Annotated in this window: 17 protein-coding genes; 8 read left to right on the top strand and 9 right to left on the bottom strand. The window is 69.2% G+C overall.

Going from position 1 to position 16,844, the window contains the following annotated elements; all coding sequences use genetic code 11:
- Positions 1-94 precede the first annotated feature (94 nt).
- From ACFVXE_RS12095 to ACFVXE_RS12080, 4 genes are all read left to right on the top strand, one after another.
- Complete coding sequence (locus ACFVXE_RS12095; protein WP_389670955.1) at positions 95-1,705, top strand: MFS transporter; 1,611 nt, start codon at positions 95-97, stop codon at positions 1,703-1,705.
- Between the two features lie 147 nt (positions 1,706-1,852).
- Positions 1,853-2,533 (top strand): TetR/AcrR family transcriptional regulator, encoded by a 681-nt coding sequence (locus ACFVXE_RS12090; RefSeq protein ID WP_389670954.1) that lies wholly within the window; start codon positions 1,853-1,855, stop codon positions 2,531-2,533.
- A 297-nt stretch (positions 2,534-2,830) separates the two neighbouring features.
- Positions 2,831-3,748 carry an endonuclease/exonuclease/phosphatase family protein gene (locus ACFVXE_RS12085; RefSeq protein ID WP_389671113.1) on the top strand — a complete coding sequence of 306 codons (918 nt, stop codon included), beginning with the start codon at positions 2,831-2,833 and terminating at the stop codon, positions 3,746-3,748.
- Positions 3,749-3,977: 229 nt separating this feature from the next.
- Complete coding sequence (locus tag ACFVXE_RS12080; RefSeq protein WP_389670952.1) at positions 3,978-5,192, top strand: MFS transporter; 1,215 nt, start codon at positions 3,978-3,980, stop codon at positions 5,190-5,192.
- A gap of 63 nt (positions 5,193-5,255) precedes the next feature.
- On the opposite strand, the gene ACFVXE_RS12075 is transcribed toward ACFVXE_RS12080, so the two are convergent.
- The 6 genes from ACFVXE_RS12075 to ACFVXE_RS12050 form a co-directional block, all read right to left on the bottom strand.
- Complete coding sequence (locus tag ACFVXE_RS12075; protein WP_389670951.1) at positions 5,256-7,010, bottom strand: NAD+ synthase; 1,755 nt, start codon at positions 7,008-7,010, stop codon at positions 5,256-5,258.
- Between the two features lie 99 nt (positions 7,011-7,109).
- The gene (locus ACFVXE_RS12070) at positions 7,110-8,909 is read right to left on the bottom strand and encodes a multicopper oxidase family protein (RefSeq protein ID WP_389670950.1); all 1,800 of its coding nucleotides are present in this window, start codon (positions 8,907-8,909) and stop codon (positions 7,110-7,112) included.
- A gap of 62 nt (positions 8,910-8,971) precedes the next feature.
- On the bottom strand, positions 8,972-9,163 hold the full coding sequence (locus ACFVXE_RS12065) for a hypothetical protein (RefSeq protein WP_389670949.1): 192 nt from the start codon (positions 9,161-9,163) through the stop codon (positions 8,972-8,974).
- Between the two features lie 98 nt (positions 9,164-9,261).
- The gene (locus ACFVXE_RS12060) at positions 9,262-9,690 is read right to left on the bottom strand and encodes a CBS domain-containing protein (protein WP_389670948.1); all 429 of its coding nucleotides are present in this window, start codon (positions 9,688-9,690) and stop codon (positions 9,262-9,264) included.
- Positions 9,691-9,825: 135 nt separating this feature from the next.
- The gene (locus tag ACFVXE_RS12055) at positions 9,826-10,572 is read right to left on the bottom strand and encodes a DUF305 domain-containing protein (RefSeq protein ID WP_389670947.1); all 747 of its coding nucleotides are present in this window, start codon (positions 10,570-10,572) and stop codon (positions 9,826-9,828) included.
- Positions 10,569-11,246, bottom strand: coding sequence for a DUF3105 domain-containing protein (locus ACFVXE_RS12050; RefSeq protein WP_389670946.1), 678 nt, complete (start codon positions 11,244-11,246; stop codon positions 10,569-10,571). The genes ACFVXE_RS12055 and ACFVXE_RS12050 overlap by 4 nt, the downstream gene beginning before the upstream one ends.
- A gap of 285 nt (positions 11,247-11,531) precedes the next feature.
- Here ACFVXE_RS12050 and glnA point away from each other — a divergent pair, with 285 nt between their 5' ends.
- On the top strand, positions 11,532-12,893 hold the full coding sequence (glnA, locus tag ACFVXE_RS12045) for a type I glutamate--ammonia ligase (protein WP_389670945.1): 1,362 nt from the start codon (positions 11,532-11,534) through the stop codon (positions 12,891-12,893).
- Between the two features lie 71 nt (positions 12,894-12,964).
- Here glnA and ACFVXE_RS12040 read toward each other — a convergent pair whose 3' ends face one another.
- Positions 12,965-13,438: an IS3 family transposase gene (locus tag ACFVXE_RS12040; RefSeq protein ID WP_389670944.1), complete on the bottom strand. Its 474-nt coding sequence runs from the start codon at positions 13,436-13,438 to the stop codon at positions 12,965-12,967.
- On the bottom strand, positions 13,438-13,782 hold the full coding sequence (locus tag ACFVXE_RS12035) for a transposase (RefSeq protein ID WP_389670942.1): 345 nt from the start codon (positions 13,780-13,782) through the stop codon (positions 13,438-13,440). The genes ACFVXE_RS12040 and ACFVXE_RS12035 overlap by 1 nt, the downstream gene beginning before the upstream one ends.
- A gap of 120 nt (positions 13,783-13,902) precedes the next feature.
- Here ACFVXE_RS12035 and ACFVXE_RS12030 point away from each other — a divergent pair, with 120 nt between their 5' ends.
- From ACFVXE_RS12030 to ACFVXE_RS12020, 3 genes are all read left to right on the top strand, one after another.
- A complete protein-coding gene (locus ACFVXE_RS12030; RefSeq protein WP_389670941.1) occupies positions 13,903-14,646 on the top strand; it encodes a hypothetical protein in 744 nt (247 codons plus the stop codon).
- Between the two features lie 84 nt (positions 14,647-14,730).
- Entirely contained in the window at positions 14,731-15,081 is a 351-nt protein-coding gene (locus tag ACFVXE_RS12025) for a hypothetical protein (protein ID WP_389670940.1), read from the top strand.
- A 154-nt stretch (positions 15,082-15,235) separates the two neighbouring features.
- Positions 15,236-15,613, top strand: coding sequence for a hypothetical protein (locus ACFVXE_RS12020; protein WP_389670939.1), 378 nt, complete (start codon positions 15,236-15,238; stop codon positions 15,611-15,613).
- 546 nt (positions 15,614-16,159) lie between these two features.
- Here the strand turns inward: ACFVXE_RS12020 and ACFVXE_RS12015 are convergent.
- The gene (locus tag ACFVXE_RS12015) at positions 16,160-16,555 is read right to left on the bottom strand and encodes a DUF6188 family protein (RefSeq protein WP_389670938.1); all 396 of its coding nucleotides are present in this window, start codon (positions 16,553-16,555) and stop codon (positions 16,160-16,162) included.
- Positions 16,556-16,844 lie beyond the last annotated feature (289 nt).

Genomic DNA, 16,844 nt, shown 5'->3' with positions numbered 1-16,844 from the left:
GGCATCCCCGGCCCGTCCCCGTGAAGTGGGCGCGACGGGCAAAGACTTTCCAATACGAGACGGTCTCGTATCGAAATCAGATAAGCTCATCGGCATGTCTATACCGTCCGGCCCTCCGGCCGCCGTGTCCCATGTTCCCGAGGCGATCCACCGTCGCCGTTGGGTGATCCTCGCCGTTCTGATGTTCAGCCTGCTCATCGTGGTGCTGGACAACTCGATCCTGAACGTCGCGGTCAAGACCATCGCGAGCCCGGCGCCCACCGGGCTCGGAGCCACCCAGAGCGAGCTGGAGTGGGCGATCAACTCGTACACCCTGGTCTTCGCCGGACTCCTGTTCACCGCCGGTCTGCTCGGCGACCGCATCGGCCGCAAGAAGGTCCTGCTCTTCGGCATCCTGCTGTTCGGGGTCGGCTCGGCCCTCGCCGCGATGTCCGGTTCGCCCGGTGAACTCATCGCCTGGCGCGCCGTGATGGGCTTCGGCGCCGCGTTCGTGATGCCGGCCACACTCGCCATCCTGATGAACGTCTTCGAGCGCGACGAACAGCCCAAGGCGATCGGCATCTGGGCCGGCAGTGTGGGCCTGGGCATCGCCATCGGCCCGATCACCGGCGGACTGCTGCTCGAACACTTCTGGTGGGGCTCGATCTTCCTGGTCAACGTGCCCGTGGTGGTCGTCGCGCTGATCGCGATGGTCGTACTGGTGCCGGACTCCCGGGACCCGAGGCCGGGCCGGATCGACCCGCTCGGCGTCGTGCTCTCCATCGTGGGCCTGGTGCTGCTGGTGTTCGGCATCATCCGCGGTGGTGAACTCGCCGACTTCGGCGACACCGTCGTGCTCCTCTCGATCATCGGTGGCCTGCTCGTGCTGGCCGGATTCGTCTGGCACGAGAAGCGCAGCAGCCACCCGGCCATCGACATCGGGTACTTCAAGAACGGGGCGTTCTCGGCCGCCGTCGCCGCGGTGGCGCTGGTCTTCTTCGCGCTGATGGGCGTGACCTTCTTCTCCGCCTTCTACCTGCAGAGCGTGCGCGGCTACACCGCCCTGCAGTCCGGACTGCTGATCGTGCCGCTGGCCGCCGCGCAGATGATCTTCGCGCCGCGTGCCCGGCTGGTCGTCGAGCGGTTCGGCGCCCGCGCGGTGTGCACCGCCGGCATGCTGCTGGTCGCGGCCGGGCTGTCGGCGTTCATGCTGTTCGACGCAGACACCCCGGTCTGGGTGCTGTGCGTGGTCTTCTTCGTCCAGGGCACCGGCATGGCGCATGTCATGCCGCCCGTCACCGTCGCCGTGATGCAGGCTCTGCCGCGCGAGAAGGCGGGCTCGGGCTCGGCCGTCAACAACACGTTCCGGCAGGTCGGAGGGGCGCTCGGGATCGCGGTCCTGGGCTCGGTGCTGTCCACCGTCTACCGCGGTGACATCGAGGGCCACCTCGGCGCACTGCCGGCCCCGGCCCGGGACGCGGCGGGGGAGTCGATCGAGGCGACCCTCGCCGTCGCGGAGAAGCTCGGCCCGGCGGGCGCCCCGCTGGTCGGCGCGGCGAACGACGCGTTCATCGGCGCCATGCATGCCACCGCACTCGGCTCCGCAGTCGTCGCCCTGATCGGCGCACTCGTGGTCGGGCTGTTCCTGCCGGGCAGACCGCCGGTCGCCGACCGGGCCGGACAGGGCGAGGCGGACCGCTCCGTGCCCACGGGCGCGGGGCGCTGACGCCTCGAAGCCCATGCCCCCGTACGGCTGAGACCCCGCCCCGGCCGACCCGGACACACCGGGCGGGCCGGGGCGAGGGAGCGGGACGCCGCCCCGGTCGGCGAGAATCGGGAAGGGGAGCCGGACGGTTGCGAGAGGTGGAACCAGGTGCAGGCGCAGGACGAGGATCAGGAACCGCGACGTGGCCGGCCGCGCAGCGCGGCGGCGGAACGCGCGATCCTGGACGCCGTCGTCGAGCTCCTGGAGGCCGGCGAACCGCTCGCCGGTCTGTCCATCGAGCGCATCGCCCGCACCGCGGGGGTCGGCAAGGCCACCATCTACCGGCGGTGGAGCGGCAAGGAGGAGCTCTTCGTCGACGTGCTGCGCGACATCGAGCCCCCGGAACCGGACGTCTCCGGCACCGCCGGGCTCAGCGACCTGCGCGTGATGCTGGAGTCGCTGCGCAGGCGCGGTCTCGCCCAGCGCTCCTCGGTCATCCTCCACAACGTCTTCGCGCAGATGAAGAGCCACCCCCGACTGTGGGCCGAGTACCAGTGCACGGTGATAGAGCCGCGTCGCGCCGCGATGCAGGCGGCCGTGCAGCGTGCGGTCGACACGGGTGAACTCCGCACGGATCTGGACGTGGGGCTGATCCACGACCTGTTCGTCGGCCCCATGCTCATACGGACCGTCCACCGGCCCGACGCGCCGCTGCCGCCGGATCTCGCCGATCGCATCATCCGGACCCTGGTCGAGGGCCTGGCGCCGTGCCCGGCCCCCGACGCCGCGCCCGCCGCCACCACCGCCTCCGCCGCCGGTCCGTCCGGCAAAGCCGCAGGCCAGGCGTGACGCGCCCGGCCCGCGCCCGAGTGTGAGTGTTCCGTCACAAGACCCCACAAGATCCCCCTGACCGGAACTGGCCGGACCGCGCCCTTCGTCCTTGTGGCAGTACGGCCGTCGTGGACGGCAGGAAAGGCGTAGCTCATCGCCTAGGGTCAGGGAGCGCGGCGATGGGCACGGCGAGGCAGTGAGGACAGCGCAATGGTGCAGGCGTACAGGGCGGACACCGGGAACGGCAGCGGGGGACCGCAGCGCACCGGATCCCGCTTCCGGAACCTGCGCGACAGATGGACCGCCGGCAAAGGCATGTGGCGGCGCGGCATCGTCCTCGCCGCCTGCGCGGTCCTGCTGACCCTTGTGATGATCTTCCACGCGGAGATCCCGAACCGGATCGGCAACCTGGGCAGCCTCTCCGAGACGTTCCTGCCGTGGTTCGGCCTGCTCATCCCGGTGCTGTTCGCCCTGGGGCTGGTGCGCCGCTCCGCGACCGCGCTGATCGCCGTGCTGCTGCCGCTCGTGGTCTGGTTCAACCTCTTCGGCGGGCTGCTCACCGACAAGTCGGGAACCGGCGGCGATCTCACCGTCGCCACCCACAACGTCAACGCGGGCAACCCGGACCCGGCAGGAACCGCCCGGCAGGTCGCGCGCTCCGGCGCGGACGTCATCGCCCTGCAGGAGCTGCCGGCCGGTCAGGTGGAGGCGTACGAATCGGCACTCGCCGCCGGCTACCCGTACCACTCGGTGCAGGGGACGGTCGGCCTGTGGAGCAAGTACCCCATGAGCGGCACCCGGCCGGTGGACATCAGGATGGGCTGGACCCGGGCCATGCGTTCCACGGTGACGACACCGGACGGCAGGGTCGCCGTCTACGTGGCCCACATGCCGTCCGTACGGGTCAAGGTCAACTCCGGATTCACCGCCAACCAGCGCGACGAGAGCGCGGACGCGCTCGGTGAGGCGATCGCCGACGAACAGCTCGGCAGGGTCATCCTGCTCGGCGACCTCAACGGCACGATGAACGACCGCTCGCTGAACGCGGTCACCGCCCAGATGAGGTCCACCCAGGGTGCGGCCGGCAACGGCTTCGGATTCAGCTGGCCGGCCGCGTTCCCCATGGCCCGGATCGACCAGATCATGGTGAGGGGCATCGAGCCGGTCTCGTCGTGGACCCTCCCGGCGACCGACAGCGACCACCTTCCGATCGCCGCCCGCGTCGAACTCTGAGGCAACAGTCCGTTTACCTCCCCGCACAAACCGTCTGAGAGTATTTGTCTCCAACGGGAACGCGAACCGGCCGGCGACGGAGCCGGAGACCGCGGTGCGCCCCGGCCCCGACCGGACGCGCCGCCCTGCCCCGGCCGCGCCCCCATGCCCTCGCACCCCCGCAGCGGACGGCCGGCCGGTCCATGTCCGGCTGCGGCGGGCCGGGCGTCCTGCGGAAAGGTCTCTCCCCATGCCACTGGCTCTTCTCGCGCTGGCCATCAGCGCCTTTGGCATAGGAACGGCCGAGTTCGTGATGATGGGACTGCTGCCCGACGTCGCGGACGACCTCGGGACCTCCGTGCCCACCGCGGGCTACCTCGTGTCGGCGTACGCGATCGGCGTCGTGCTCGGCGCCCCGCTGCTCACCGCCGTCGGTTCCCGGGTGCCGCGCCGGAGGATGCTCCTGCTGCTGATGGCCATGTTCACCCTCGGCAACCTCGCCTCCGCGCTCGCCCCCGGCTTCGGCTGGCTGATCGCGGGCCGCTTCGTCGCAGGGCTGCCGCACGGCGCGTTCTTCGGCGTCGGCGCGGTCGTCGCCGCCCGGCTGGTCCCCGAGGGTCGGCAGGCGCGGGCGGTGGCCACCATGTTCCTCGGCCTGACCGTCGCCAACATCGTCGGCGTACCGGCGGCCACACTCCTCGGCCAGCACCTCGGCTGGCGCGCGACCTTCCTGGTCGTCACGGTGATCGGCCTGAGCTCGATGGCCGCGCTCGCCCGGCTCGTGCCCCGGGTGCCGGTCGAGGCGCACGAGGGCGTCGGCCGTGAACTCCGGGCCCTCGGCAGCCGGCAGGTGCTGCTCGGCCTGCTCACCGCCGTCCTCGGCTTCGGCGGTGTCTTCGCCGTCTACTCGTACCTGTCGGCGATGACGACCGAGGTGATGGGCTTCGGCGAATCGGCGGTCACGCTGGTGCTGGCCCTGTTCGGCATCGGCATGACGCTGGGCGCGCTCGCCGCCGGGCCGCTGACGGACCGGGCCCTGCGCCCCACGCTGTACGGCTCGCTGAGCGCGCTCGCGGTGGTCCTGGTGGTCTTCCCGCTCGCGGTGCACGTGAAGTGGGCGGCGCTGGTGATGGTGGTGCTGCTCGGCGCAGTCGGTTTCATGACCACGACGCCGCTGCAGATGCTCGTCATGAGGAAGGCGAAGGACGCCCCGACCCTGGCGTCCGCCTCCAACCACTCGGCCTTCAACCTGGCCAACGCGGGTGGCGCCTGGCTGGGCGGCGCGGCGATCGCGGCAGGCTGGGGCTGGACGTCGCCGGCCCTGGTGGGCGCGGCGCTGACCGTCGCGGGTCTGGCGGTGGCGGTGACGGCGGGCGTGCTGGACCGCGAGGGATCCGGCACCTCCCGAGTGGTGGCGGGCCCGGGCTCGCCGGCCCGCCGGAAGTCGCCCGCGGACCTGCGCTGACCGACGCCGCACATGGGCGTGGACCGGACCCCGGACATCCGGAACCCGGCCCACGGCACCGCGTCACCCCGACTCGCGCCACCGATTGGTGATCGGAAGCCGCCGGTCCTTGCCGAACCCCTTCGGCGAGATCTTCGTGCCCGGCGGGTACTGCCGGCGCTTGTACTCCGCGGTGTCCACCATCCGCAGCGTCTTCGTCACCAGCGCCTCGTCGAACCCGGCCGCCACGATCGTGTGCAGCCCGAGATCCCGGTCGACGTACATCTCCAGGATCCGGTCCAGCACGTCGTAGTCGGGCAGCGAGTCCGTGTCGACCTGGTCCGGCCGCAGTTCGGCGCTGGGCGGCTTGGTGATGGACGCCTCCGGGATCGGCGGCGTCTGGCCGCGTTCCTCCGCGGCCCGGTTGCGCCACCTCGCCAGCCGGAAGACCGACGTCTTGTAGACGTCCTTGATCGGCCCGTACGCGCCGACGGAGTCCCCGTACAGCGTCGAGTAGCCGACCGCCAGCTCCGACTTGTTGCCCGGCGCGAGCACGATCTGGCCCTCCTGGTTGGAGACGGCCATCAGCATCGTGCCGCGCAGCCGCGACTGGAGGTTCTCCTCGGCGAGACCGGTGAGCCCCAGCGACCCCATGTACGCGTCGAACATCGGCTCGATCGGCACGGTGCGGAAGTTCAGCCCGGTGCGCCGGGCCAGCTCCGCCGCGTCGCCCTTGGAGTGGTCCGAGGAGTACTTCGACGGCATCGAGATGCCGTACACGTTCTGCGCGCCCAGCGCGTCGCACGCGATGGCCGCGACGAGCGCCGAGTCGATGCCGCCGGAGAGTCCGATCAGCACACTGCTGAATCCGTTCTTCGCGGCGTACGCGCGCAGGCCCACGACCAGCGCGGAGTACAGCTCCTCGTCGTCGTCGAGCCGCTCGGCGTAACCACCGGTCAGCTCCGCCTCGTACGCCGGCACGGGCTTCTCGGAGAGGACGACGTGGTCGATCCGCAGCCCGTCGTTCACCACTCCGGACGGCGCCTCGGGCGCCGCGGCCGGCAGGTCCAGGTCGAGTACCACACAGCCCTCGGAGAACTGCGGGGCGCGGGCGATCACTTCGCCGCGCTTGTCGACGACGATCGAGTCGCCGTCGAAGACCAGTTCGTCCTGGCCGCCGATCATCGCCAGATAGGCGGTGGTGCAGTCCGCCTCCTGGGCCCGCTTGCGGACGAGTTCCAGCCGGGTGTCGTCCTTGTCCCGCTCGTACGGCGAGGCATTGATCGACAGCAGCAGCCCCGCCCCGGCGGCGCGGGCGGCCGGCACCCGGCCGCCGTCCTGCCAGAGGTCCTCGCAGATGGCGAGCGCCACATCGACACCGTTGACCCGTACGACGGGCATCGAGTCGCCCGGCACGAAGTACCGGAACTCGTCGAAGACCCCGTAGTTGGGCAGGTGGTGCTTGGCGTAGGACAGCGCGACCTGCCCGCGGTGCAGCACCGCGCCGGCGTTCTGCGGGGCACCGGCGGGCTGGCCGTAGCGCGGCTGGGCCTTCGCGGAGCGGTCGAGGTAGCCGACGACGACCGGCAGCTCCCCGAAGCCCTCCTCGTCGAGCCGTACGGCGAGCGCGCGCAGCGCGTCCCGCGACGCCTCGACGAACGACGACCGCAGGGCCAGGTCCTCGACCGGATAGCCGGTCAGCATCATCTCGGGAAACGCCACCAGATGGGCGCCCTGTTCGGCGGAGTGCCGAGTCCAGTGGACGATCGCCTCGGTGTTGCCGGCGAGGTCACCGACGGTCGAGTCGATCTGATTCAGTGCGAGGCGTAGTTGAGGCACGCCGCCCAGTGTAATCGTCTTACTGACGCAATGTCCTGGCGGGCCGCACTTCCGCCGCCGCGGCCGGTGCGTCCGGCGCCGCGGCCCGCCAGGACCGGGTCAGCGGCGGTAGCCGAGGACCGTCATCATGTTCACGTTCGAGTGGTAGACGTTGTGGCAGTGGAGCATCCACAGTCCCGGGTTGTCCGCGTCGAACTCCACGGCCACCGAACGGTTGGGCAGCAGGACCGCGGTGTCCTTGCGTGCCCTGGGAGCCCGTCCCAGCACCGAGTACTTCCCGGCACGTCCCGCGAGGGCGAACGTGTGCCCGTGCAGATGGATCGGGTGCCACATCTCCGTGATGTTGTAGAACTCCAGCCGGACCCGCTCGCCGGCCTGCACCGGATGGCGCTGATCGGGGTCGTACTTGCGGTGGTCGAAGGCCCAGTCGAACGCCCTCATGCTGCCGGTCAGTTTGATCCGGATGGTCCGGTCGGGCCGGCGGGCGGCCAGCGCCACCGACCTGTCCGGCTCCAGCTCGAAGGCCGACACCAGCTTCCCGTTCAGCTCCTTCGGCTGTACGGAGGCGCCCGGCGCCGCGCCGCCGCCGGTACGGAGCAGTGCCAGCGCCGACGCCCTCTTGCCCTCGGCGACCGCCGTCAGCGGGAAGACCCCGTCCCGGGCGGTGACCAGCACGTCGTACCGCTCGCCCATGCCCAGCAGCAGCGCGTCCGTGGTGGTGTGCCGGACCGGGAAGCCGTCCGCGTGCGTGATGGTCATGCGGTGGCCGCCGAGCGCGACGCGGAAGGGGGTGTCGCCGCCCCCGTTGATGATGCGCAGGCGGATGCGGTCGCCGGGCTTCGCGGTGAAGGTGGTCGGGTCCTTCGGGACGCGGCCGTTGATCAGGTAGTACGGGTAGGCGACGCTACCCGCTTCCCCGCCGAGCAGTCTGCTCCTGGAGCCCCTCAGGACCCGGGAGGGGCCGGACCGGGAACCGGGCTTGTCGTCGGATCCGCCGAACGCGTCCGAACCGTCGGACCCGAAGGACCCGAAGGACCCGTCGGACCCGTCGGACCCGAAGGACCCGTCGGACCCGAAGGACCCGTCGGACCCGAAGGACCTGGAGGATCCGGAGGACCCGTGGTCCATGCCCTCCATCCCGGCCATGCCGTGGCTGAGCTCGGCGAGCACCCCGTCCGGGGTGGATCCCTGCACCCCGTCGACCCAGTCGTCGAGCACGACGACCCACTCCTTGTCGTACGACAGGGGCTCCTTCGGGTCCTCGACGATCAGTGGCGCGTACAGGCCGCGGTCCTGCTGGACGCCCTGGTGGGGATGGAACCAGTACGTCCCCGGCTGCCGGACCGCGAAGCGGTACGTGAACTGCGCCCCCGGCCTGATGGCCTGCTGGGTCAGGCCGGGAACGCCGTCCATGTCGTTGCGTACATGGAGGCCGTGCCAGTGCAGAGTGGTCGGCTTCGGCAGGTGGTTGGCGAGGGTGACCGCCAGGGTGTCGCCGGCGGTGATCCGGACCTCCTTGCCGGGCAGCCGGTCATTGAAGGCCCAGGAGTTGACGGTGAGCCCGCCGCCCAGGTCGAGGCGGGCCGGGGTGGCGGTGAGGCCGATCTTCCGCACCGGGCCCGAGCCACGCTTCGCCTCGACCGCCGCGACCTCTTCGCCGGAGGGCGCCACGTACCCTCCGCGTCCCTGTGGAGCCGGGGAGCGATCGTGATCGGCGGAACCGTGGTCCGCGGTGTCGTGGTTGGTGGAGCCGTGGTTCGCCGAACCGCTGTTCGTGGAGCCGTTGCTCGCTACGGACCGGGCCGGAGCCGTAGCGCCCGCGCATGCGGCCAGTACGCCCGATCCGGCCAGGGAGATTCCAGCGCCGAGCACGGCGCGTCGAGTGTGCTGACTGCGCATGACTGGGGTGCACCTCATCGTGTTGTCGGTGTGCTGAAGAGGGACGCGGGAGCGAAGCGCTCCTATATCCGAAACACCGACAACCGGGCGGCGGGAGCCGTCATGACGTACGGGCGACAAGGGCCCGTGGCCGGCGCGCTCCCGCAGCCACCGAGCTCCGCCGGATGCCCGGCGGTGTACGCGGTGCAGATCCCGAACAGCAGCGCGGCGGAGAGCGGCAGCTGTCCGTACATCGCACTCCGTTTATGGGTCATATCGGGCACCCTACCCCCGTCGGGTATGCGACGCACGCGGGCCCGGCACCCCCGTCCGAGGGGTGTCGGGCCCTTTCCGACGCGCTCCCGGTGGGTGGTCAGGTGGTGCCTGCGTAGACCTTCCCGGCCCAGGCGGCGATCTGGCCCTCGGAGAGATGCTGCGCGAGGTCGGCCTCGCTGATCATGCCGATCAGTATCTTGTCCTCGATCACGGGGAGTCGGCGGATCCGGTGGCTCTGCATCTCGTCCAGAACCTCCTCCACGGCTGCTTCGGCGTCGATCCAGCGCGGCGTGCCGTGGGCGAGTTCGCCCGCGGTCACCTTCGACGGATCGCGGCCCATCGCCACGCAGCCGACCACGATGTCGCGGTCCGTGATGATGCCGATCATCCGGTCCTGTTCGCCGTTGGCCGAGATGGGCAGGGCGCCGACGTTGTGTTCGCGCATCAGCTGGGCGGCGCGGTCGAGCGTCTCGTGCGCCGGGATCCACTGGGCCCCGGTGTGCATGATGTCCTTGGCGGTGGTCATGGGAGATACCTCCTGGTGCCGGTGGCACTTCGGTGCGACCCCGAGCGAATCCATCGGCGTGGGACCGTTCGGGGTACGCGACCACTATCGCCCATTTAGGTGCATTTATGCCATTACAGGGACCGAGGGAACCCTTCAGGGCCTGGGTGCGGCGCCGCGTGCCGCCAGCATCTGCGCCATCGTGTCCAACTCGGACTGCTGAGCCTGGACCATGCCCTGGGCCAGCCGCTTCTCCACCTTCACCGTGCACAGACCCGCGCAGCCGCGGGCCATGGCGACACCGCCCTTGTGGTGGTCGGTCATCAGCTGCAGGTACAGGATCTCGGCCTGCTTGCCGCTCGCCTTCTTGAGACGTGCGAGTTCGGTGCGTGTGGCCATGCCGGGCATCAGGGCGCCGTCGTGCGGCTGGAAACCGCTCCCCGACGCTTGCATGCCGTCCATGCCGTCCATGCCGTCCATGCCGTCCATGCCGTGATCACCGTGCCCGCCTGCCGTCATCCATGCCATCGGCTCCTGCCCGGCGGCCACCTTCGGCAGCTCCCACAGATCCAGCCAGCCGAGCAGCATGCCCCGCTGGTTGGCCTGTGTATTGGCGATGTCGTACGCGAACCGGCGTACCTCCTCGTTCCGCGTACGGTCGCGCACGATGAAGGACATCTCGACGGCCTGCTGGTGGTGGACCGCCATGTCGCGGGCGAACCCGGCGTCGGCCGAGTCGGCCGCGGGCACCTGGACAGCCGACGCCGTGGCCGTGCGCCGCGCTCCGTCCGCGGAATCGCCCCGGGCCGAGGCGACCGTGGCCGCCCCCGCGAAGAGCAGGGCGAGCGCGACGGCGGAGCCCGCCGCCCACCGGGTACGCCGCGTGCGGTGCGTGACGGTCACGGAGCCTCCAGTCCGCCCGTGCACGCCGCGCCCGGCTCGGGCGTCTGCGGGCCCTGCACGAACTTGGCGAAGAACTGGTCGACCCGCCGGTCGTCGGCGCTGTCCACGGTGACCTGGTTGCCCCAGGCGCTCAGCATGATGGTGCCTGCCTGGTCCTGGTACGGACTCATCAGCGAGTACGGCGTCTTGCCGACCCGGGCCGCGAGCTCGGCCACATCGGCGGCCGGCGCCTTGTCCGTGTACGTCACCCACACCGAACCGTGCTCCAGGGCGTGCACGGCGTTCATGTCGGGGATCGCCTTTTTGTATACCGCGCCGTCGCAGTTCATCCATACGGGGCTGTGGTCACCGCCGACCGGAGGCTTCATCGGGTAGGTCACGGTCGTGGTGACGTGGTTGCGGGTCAGCTTCTTCGCGTCCCATGTCTTCAGACCCTTGATCGACTCCGCGGCCAGTGACTTCTTCTCCGCCGCGGACGCCTTCGCGTCCTCGGCCGCGACGGCCTGCTTCCTGTCCGCGGCCTCGGACCGGTCAAGCAGTGCGTACGTACCGAAACCGACCAGACCCACGACGACCAGGGCGCTCAGCCCTATGGTCAGGGCACGGTTGCGGCGCTCGCGCGCACGGTCGGCGTTGCGCATCTGCTCTATGCGGGTCCTGCGGTCGAAGCTCATCTCGTCTGATCCTTCGGTCCTTGCGCGAACGGGCGGGGAGGGACAGGAACGGGTCGGGAAACGGGCGGGCGCGGGGCAATTGTGACGCCGCTCCACCCCTGAGGTCCCGCGATCCGATCCGAAAGCGGGGCCCCGCACACCATGGGCGCCGATCGTAGTGGGTGGCCGCGTGCTCCATCTCACGTCGAGTGCGTAATCTGGGTGAAATCCGGGGTCGTGATACTGGAGTTTCTCCCCTATCCCGGGCGGTGGTGCACAGACCGTCTGAACTGCAAGGATGTGGCTATGGACAAGCAGCAGGAATTCGTCCTCAGGACACTTGAGGAGCGCGACATCCGCTTCGTGCGCCTGTGGTTCACCGACGTGCTCGGGTATCTCAAGTCCGTTGCCGTGGCCCCCGCGGAGCTGGAGCAGGCCTTCGACGAGGGGATCGGCTTCGACGGCTCGGCCATCGAGGGCTTCGCCCGGGTGTACGAGTCCGACATGATCGCCAAGCCGGATCCGGGCACCTTCCAGATCCTCCCCTGGCGCGCGGAGGCCCCCGGGACCGCGCGCATGTTCTGCGACATCCTGATGCCCGACGGCTCGCCGTCCTTCGCGGACCCGCGCTACGTCCTCAAGCGCATCCTCGCCAAGACCTCCGACCTGGGCTTCACCTTCTACACCCACCCGGAGATCGAGTTCTTCCTGCTGAAGGACAAGCCGGTCGACGGCAGCCGTCCGACGCCCGCCGACAGCTCCGGCTACTTCGACCACACCCCGCAGAACGTCGGCATGGACTTCCGCCGCCAGGCGATCACCATGCTCGAATCCATGGGAATCTCGGTCGAGTTCAGCCACCACGAGGGCGCCCCCGGCCAGCAGGAGATCGACCTGCGGTACGCGGACGCGCTCTCCACCGCCGACAACATCATGACCTTCCGTCTCGTCATGAAGCAGGTGGCGCTGGAGCAGGGCGTGCAGGCGACGTTCATGCCGAAGCCGTTCTCGGAGTACCCCGGCTCCGGCATGCACACCCACCTCTCCCTCTTCGAGGGCGACCGCAACGCGTTCTACGAGTCGGGCGCCGAGTACCAGCTCTCCAAGGTCGGCCGCTCCTTCATCGCGGGCCTGCTCAAGCACGCCGCGGAGATCTCCGCCGTGACGAACCAGTGGGTCAACTCGTACAAGCGCATCTGGGGCGGTTCGACCCGCGCCGCCGGCGCCGGCGGCGAGGCGCCCTCGTACATCTGCTGGGGTCACAACAACCGGTCCGCGCTCATCCGCGTCCCGATGTACAAGCCGGGCAAGACCGGTTCGGCCCGTGTCGAGGTCCGCTCGATCGACTCCGGCGCCAACCCCTACCTGACGTACGCGGTGCTGCTCGCCGCGGGCCTCAAGGGCATCGAGGAGGGGTACGAACTCCCGGCGGGCGCCGACGACGACGTCTGGGCACTGTCCGACGCCGAGCGCCGTGCGATGGGCATCGAGCCCCTCCCGCAGAACCTGGGCGAGGCGATCTCGCTGATGGAGAAGAGCGAACTGGTCGCCGAGACGCTCGGCGAGCACGTCTTCGACTTCTTCCTGCGCAACAAGAAGCAGGAGTGGGAGGAGTACCGCAGCGAGGTCACGGCCTTCGAGCTGAAGGCGCTGCTGCCGGTGCTGTAACCGCAGGTCAGACGTATCGCAGCGACGCTGTGACGATCCGGGCCAGAGGCAGTTCGCCTCTGGCCCGGAGGTCATGAGTCGAGCACCCGACGACGCGGCCCACGGTCAAGGACGATGCCCGGCGGGGGATAGGTGATGTCGCCCATGTACTTCAGGCCGGGTTCGGTGGCGGTGAAGTCCCGCTGGAACAGGTCCGGGACCTGTGAGGCCGCCGGATCCGGGATCGTGGTGCGGACGCGTCTGCGCAGGCGGATTCCGGTGATGGAGAACGTCCGCATCACGCGGGCGACGCGCTTCTCATTGACCCGCAGGCCCTTCTCCCGGAGCTCGGCGGTCACCCGCGGGGAGCCGTAGGCGCCGTTGGAATCGCCATGGACCTCGCGGATCCGCTCGGCCAGGAGCCGGTCCTCCCGTAGTCGGGCAGCCCTCGTCTGCCGGCTGGCGAGCCACTTGTAGTAGCTGGACCGGTTCAGGCCCAGGACTTCACAGAGCCGCTTCACCTCGTAGGTGTCCCGGTGGTCGTCAACGAACTGGAAGCGGCTCATCACCAGTTCGTCTCCCCGGCGAAATACTTGGCCGCCTTGCGGAGTATGTCCCGCTCGGTGGCGAGCTTGCGCTCACTCGCCTCGAGCTCTGCCACCCTCGCCTCCAGTTGCCGGATCCGCTCGTCCGGAGCGTCGGACGGCACCGCCGCCCCCGGTTGGACGACCGGCTTTGCAGCCGTGGCGGTGACGCCGCGGCGTCCACGGTCCCGCAGCACCCACTCCCGCAGGGTGGCCCGGTTGATGCCCAGGTCAGCGGCGATGCTCTTGTACGTCGCCCCCGGTGTGGACTCGTACAGGGCCACGGCATCGGCCTTGAACTCGTCCGAATAGTCCTTCATCGCCATCGGCGGTCTTCTCGCTTCCTCCGGATCAAGCAGATCCAGTATCAGCGTGTCCACCACTCAGGGGGAGGCTTCGTTGCCGGGCTTCAGGCTCAACGCCTCACGCTCGCGCAGCACCGCGAAGTGCTCACCCTGTCCGGATGGCTCGCGCTCCTGATCGGCTGTGTCGAGTACGACATGGGCGACCGCGCAGCGGCAGAGAGCACCCGCAGGGCAGCCTTGTCTTTAGCTCGTGAGGCGGACAACCCGGAGATCTCCGGTTGGGCCCACGAGATGCGCGCATGGTTCGCCCTCACGACAGGCGACTACCGCGGAATCCTGGCAGCCTCGCAGGCCGGGACCGACGCGTCTCCCAAGCACGGGGTGGCGGTACAACTTGCCGCCCAGGAGGCCAAAGGTTGGGCACGACTGGGCGACCGGCGGCAGACCGAGGTGGCCCTGGACAGGGGGCGGAAACTTCTCGAAGGGATGCCGTACCCCGAGAACCTTGATCACCACTTTGTGGTGGACCCGGCGAAGTTCGACTTCTACGCGATGGACTGCTACCGGCTGCTCGGAGAGGACCGTTTCGCCGAGAACCTTGCCCATGAAGTGATCCGGGCGGGCACGGACTTCGACGGCTCCGAGCGATCACCAATGCGCATGGCAGAAGCGCGGATCACCCTTGGGGTGGTGGCAGCCCGACAGGGCGACTTGGACCAGGCCGTCAACTACGGCGAGTGGGCGCTGAAGGGGGACCGGCAGTCTCTGCCCTCCCTGCTCATGGTCAGCCGAGAACTGGCAGCCATCATCAACCGGGACTACGCCACGGAGACAGCAGGCCGGGAGTATCTGGACCACCTGACTGCGCTCACTCGCACCAGCTAGGAGCTCTCTTTCGGGTCACTTGGTGGCGGTTCAGTCTCGGGGCCCGCTGACTCCGACGGAACTGCTGCCTGCGACGATGCGCCGGTGAGCTACGACCTTGCAGTGTGGGACGGAGACCGTCCACTCGACGACGACCAAGCGAGCTCGACCTACGACGAGCTCTACGAGCGCTACCTGGAGTCGGACGAGGTTATCGTGCCTCCGGTGCCGCGCATCGCGGCCTACGTGGAAGCCCTCATCGCGCGATACCCGGACGATATCGACCGCAGTGTCGTATGGGCATCGCCCCCGGTCATCGATGAGGCATCGGGCCCGATCGTGTACCTGCTCATGTCCTATGGCAAGGCTGAGGAAGTGTCCGAGTACGCCGCTGCGCTGGCTCGCGAGCACGGACTAGTCTGCTTCGACCCACAGGGTGAATGCCTCCGGCCGTGAACAGCGTGTTCTCAGCGGGCAGACCAGAGGAAGATGCCCGCGCCATCGATCCAGCTTCTTTCGAGGGCTACATCGGGTTCATCTGGCCGGAGCTCCTCGACCGCTGGCTCTACTAGGACTGTCTCTCAGATCCAACTATGAGATCGTCGCGCTCGTGATCGAGTCCTGGGTGATTGAAGACGGCAGCACCGTCCCGGTGTCGTCCGAGGTGGTGCTGGAGGCCCTTCGGGCGAGGATCGGCAGAGGACAGCTTGAGACGTGGCTGGCCAGTTCGGCGGGCCGATTTCTGGCCGTCGTGACAAATACCGAGCGTGCGATGGTGATGCTGGTCGTTGCGGAGGGCGATCCTGGCGAGCACGCTGTGGACCCGGGAGCCCACGGATCGAGCGAGGGTTTTGTCCTTTCCAGCGGGCAGCACGACGAGTACCCGGACGAGGACACCGTGCCGATCGGCGAAGCGTTCAGGATCGTGAGTCACATCGTCGCCAAGGGCTCCTGGCCCCCGGACGCGTGCTGGGTTTCCGATCGCTGACCAGTGAGCTAGCGCAGTCAGGTGATCCGAAAGGGACTCCCTGGCTAGGCCTGTTACAGGTTTCTCTACCTCATCAAGGCTCCTCGCTCTGCTCGTCGCGCGCTCCCCGGCTCACCGCCGGGGCCCTGCGCTCCTGTCTTCGCCCCGCTCTGGGCCCCGGCTACGCCGGTCGCGCAACTAGAGCGAGAGAACCTGGACAAGGGGAAACGGCAGGCACAAGGACATGCCTCCGGCGGGGGCGCTCAGACTCCGGGATGGACGGGGCGCCGTTCGCGAGTGCCGGCCGAATCGTGGCGAGCGTCGTGGGCTCCCATCCCGACCACCTTCGACCCAGGCAGAGCCGAGCAGCCGCGGCCCAGGGCGTCAAGGTCGTTCGTACAGTGGCGCGCTCCACCTTGACGCCCTGAACCACGCCCGCTCCACGATGTGTGGGCCGAAGGCGGACGGGATGGCAGCTGGGGAGGTTGGTTGGGGAAGGGGGAGGGCGCGGGTTCAGATTCCACCGACCTCGCGACGAAGGTCACGCCGTATCCGTGCTGTCGCCAGTCAGCGCACCCAGTCGTCCTCACCGCCAGGACCGACCGTGATCGGGTCGATTCCGTGTCCGGTCAGATGCCAGGACTCAAATTGTGGGTCTGGCCCGATCCAGAGTCCTGCGCCATCTTGAAAGTCGATGACCAACGCACCATGGTCACGCACGTCGGCCGCGGTGACCGACTGCCCGTAAAGCGCTAGAACAGGCGCGAGGCTCACACCTGTGCCGGGGTCCAGCTCGTGCCACTCGCCAGCAGCGTCCCGGAGCAGGAACGGCGTCTCCACCACCAACTCGGCATCCAGCCGGTACCCCTCGTCCGGATCGAGGGCGCACAGGCTCAGCCGCACCTGCTGATCAAATGCTGTGCGCTCCACCCGAGAGCCGATCAAGGCCACTGGAACCTTCACGCCGCCTCCCCACGTCCGCAGCAAGCCAACAACCTGATGGTTCGACATCGTAGGTGCAGCCCGTTCCCCCAGCGGCGTGCCCCCTGCGTGCCCGATCACCAGGAGACGAGCGGGGAACCACGGGGAATCGCGGACAGCGAGGAGCTCCCACGCAGGTCAACGACCTCGCAGGTCAGCAGGCATCCACGTACGGCGTCTTCCAAACTAGGGCTTTAGATACCGGGGCGCCGCCACTCGTTCCCCGAGCCGCTTCGGCCCCTGCCGGAAACGCTTGTGTGCACCGATACTC

Origin of the sequence: Streptomyces sp. NPDC058231 (assembly GCF_042882275.1) — a bacterium.
Classification (GTDB): Bacteria; Actinomycetota; Actinomycetes; order Streptomycetales; family Streptomycetaceae; genus Streptomyces.
Note: the sequence above shows the minus strand (reverse complement) of the source record. Positions and strands in the feature narration are given on the sequence as shown.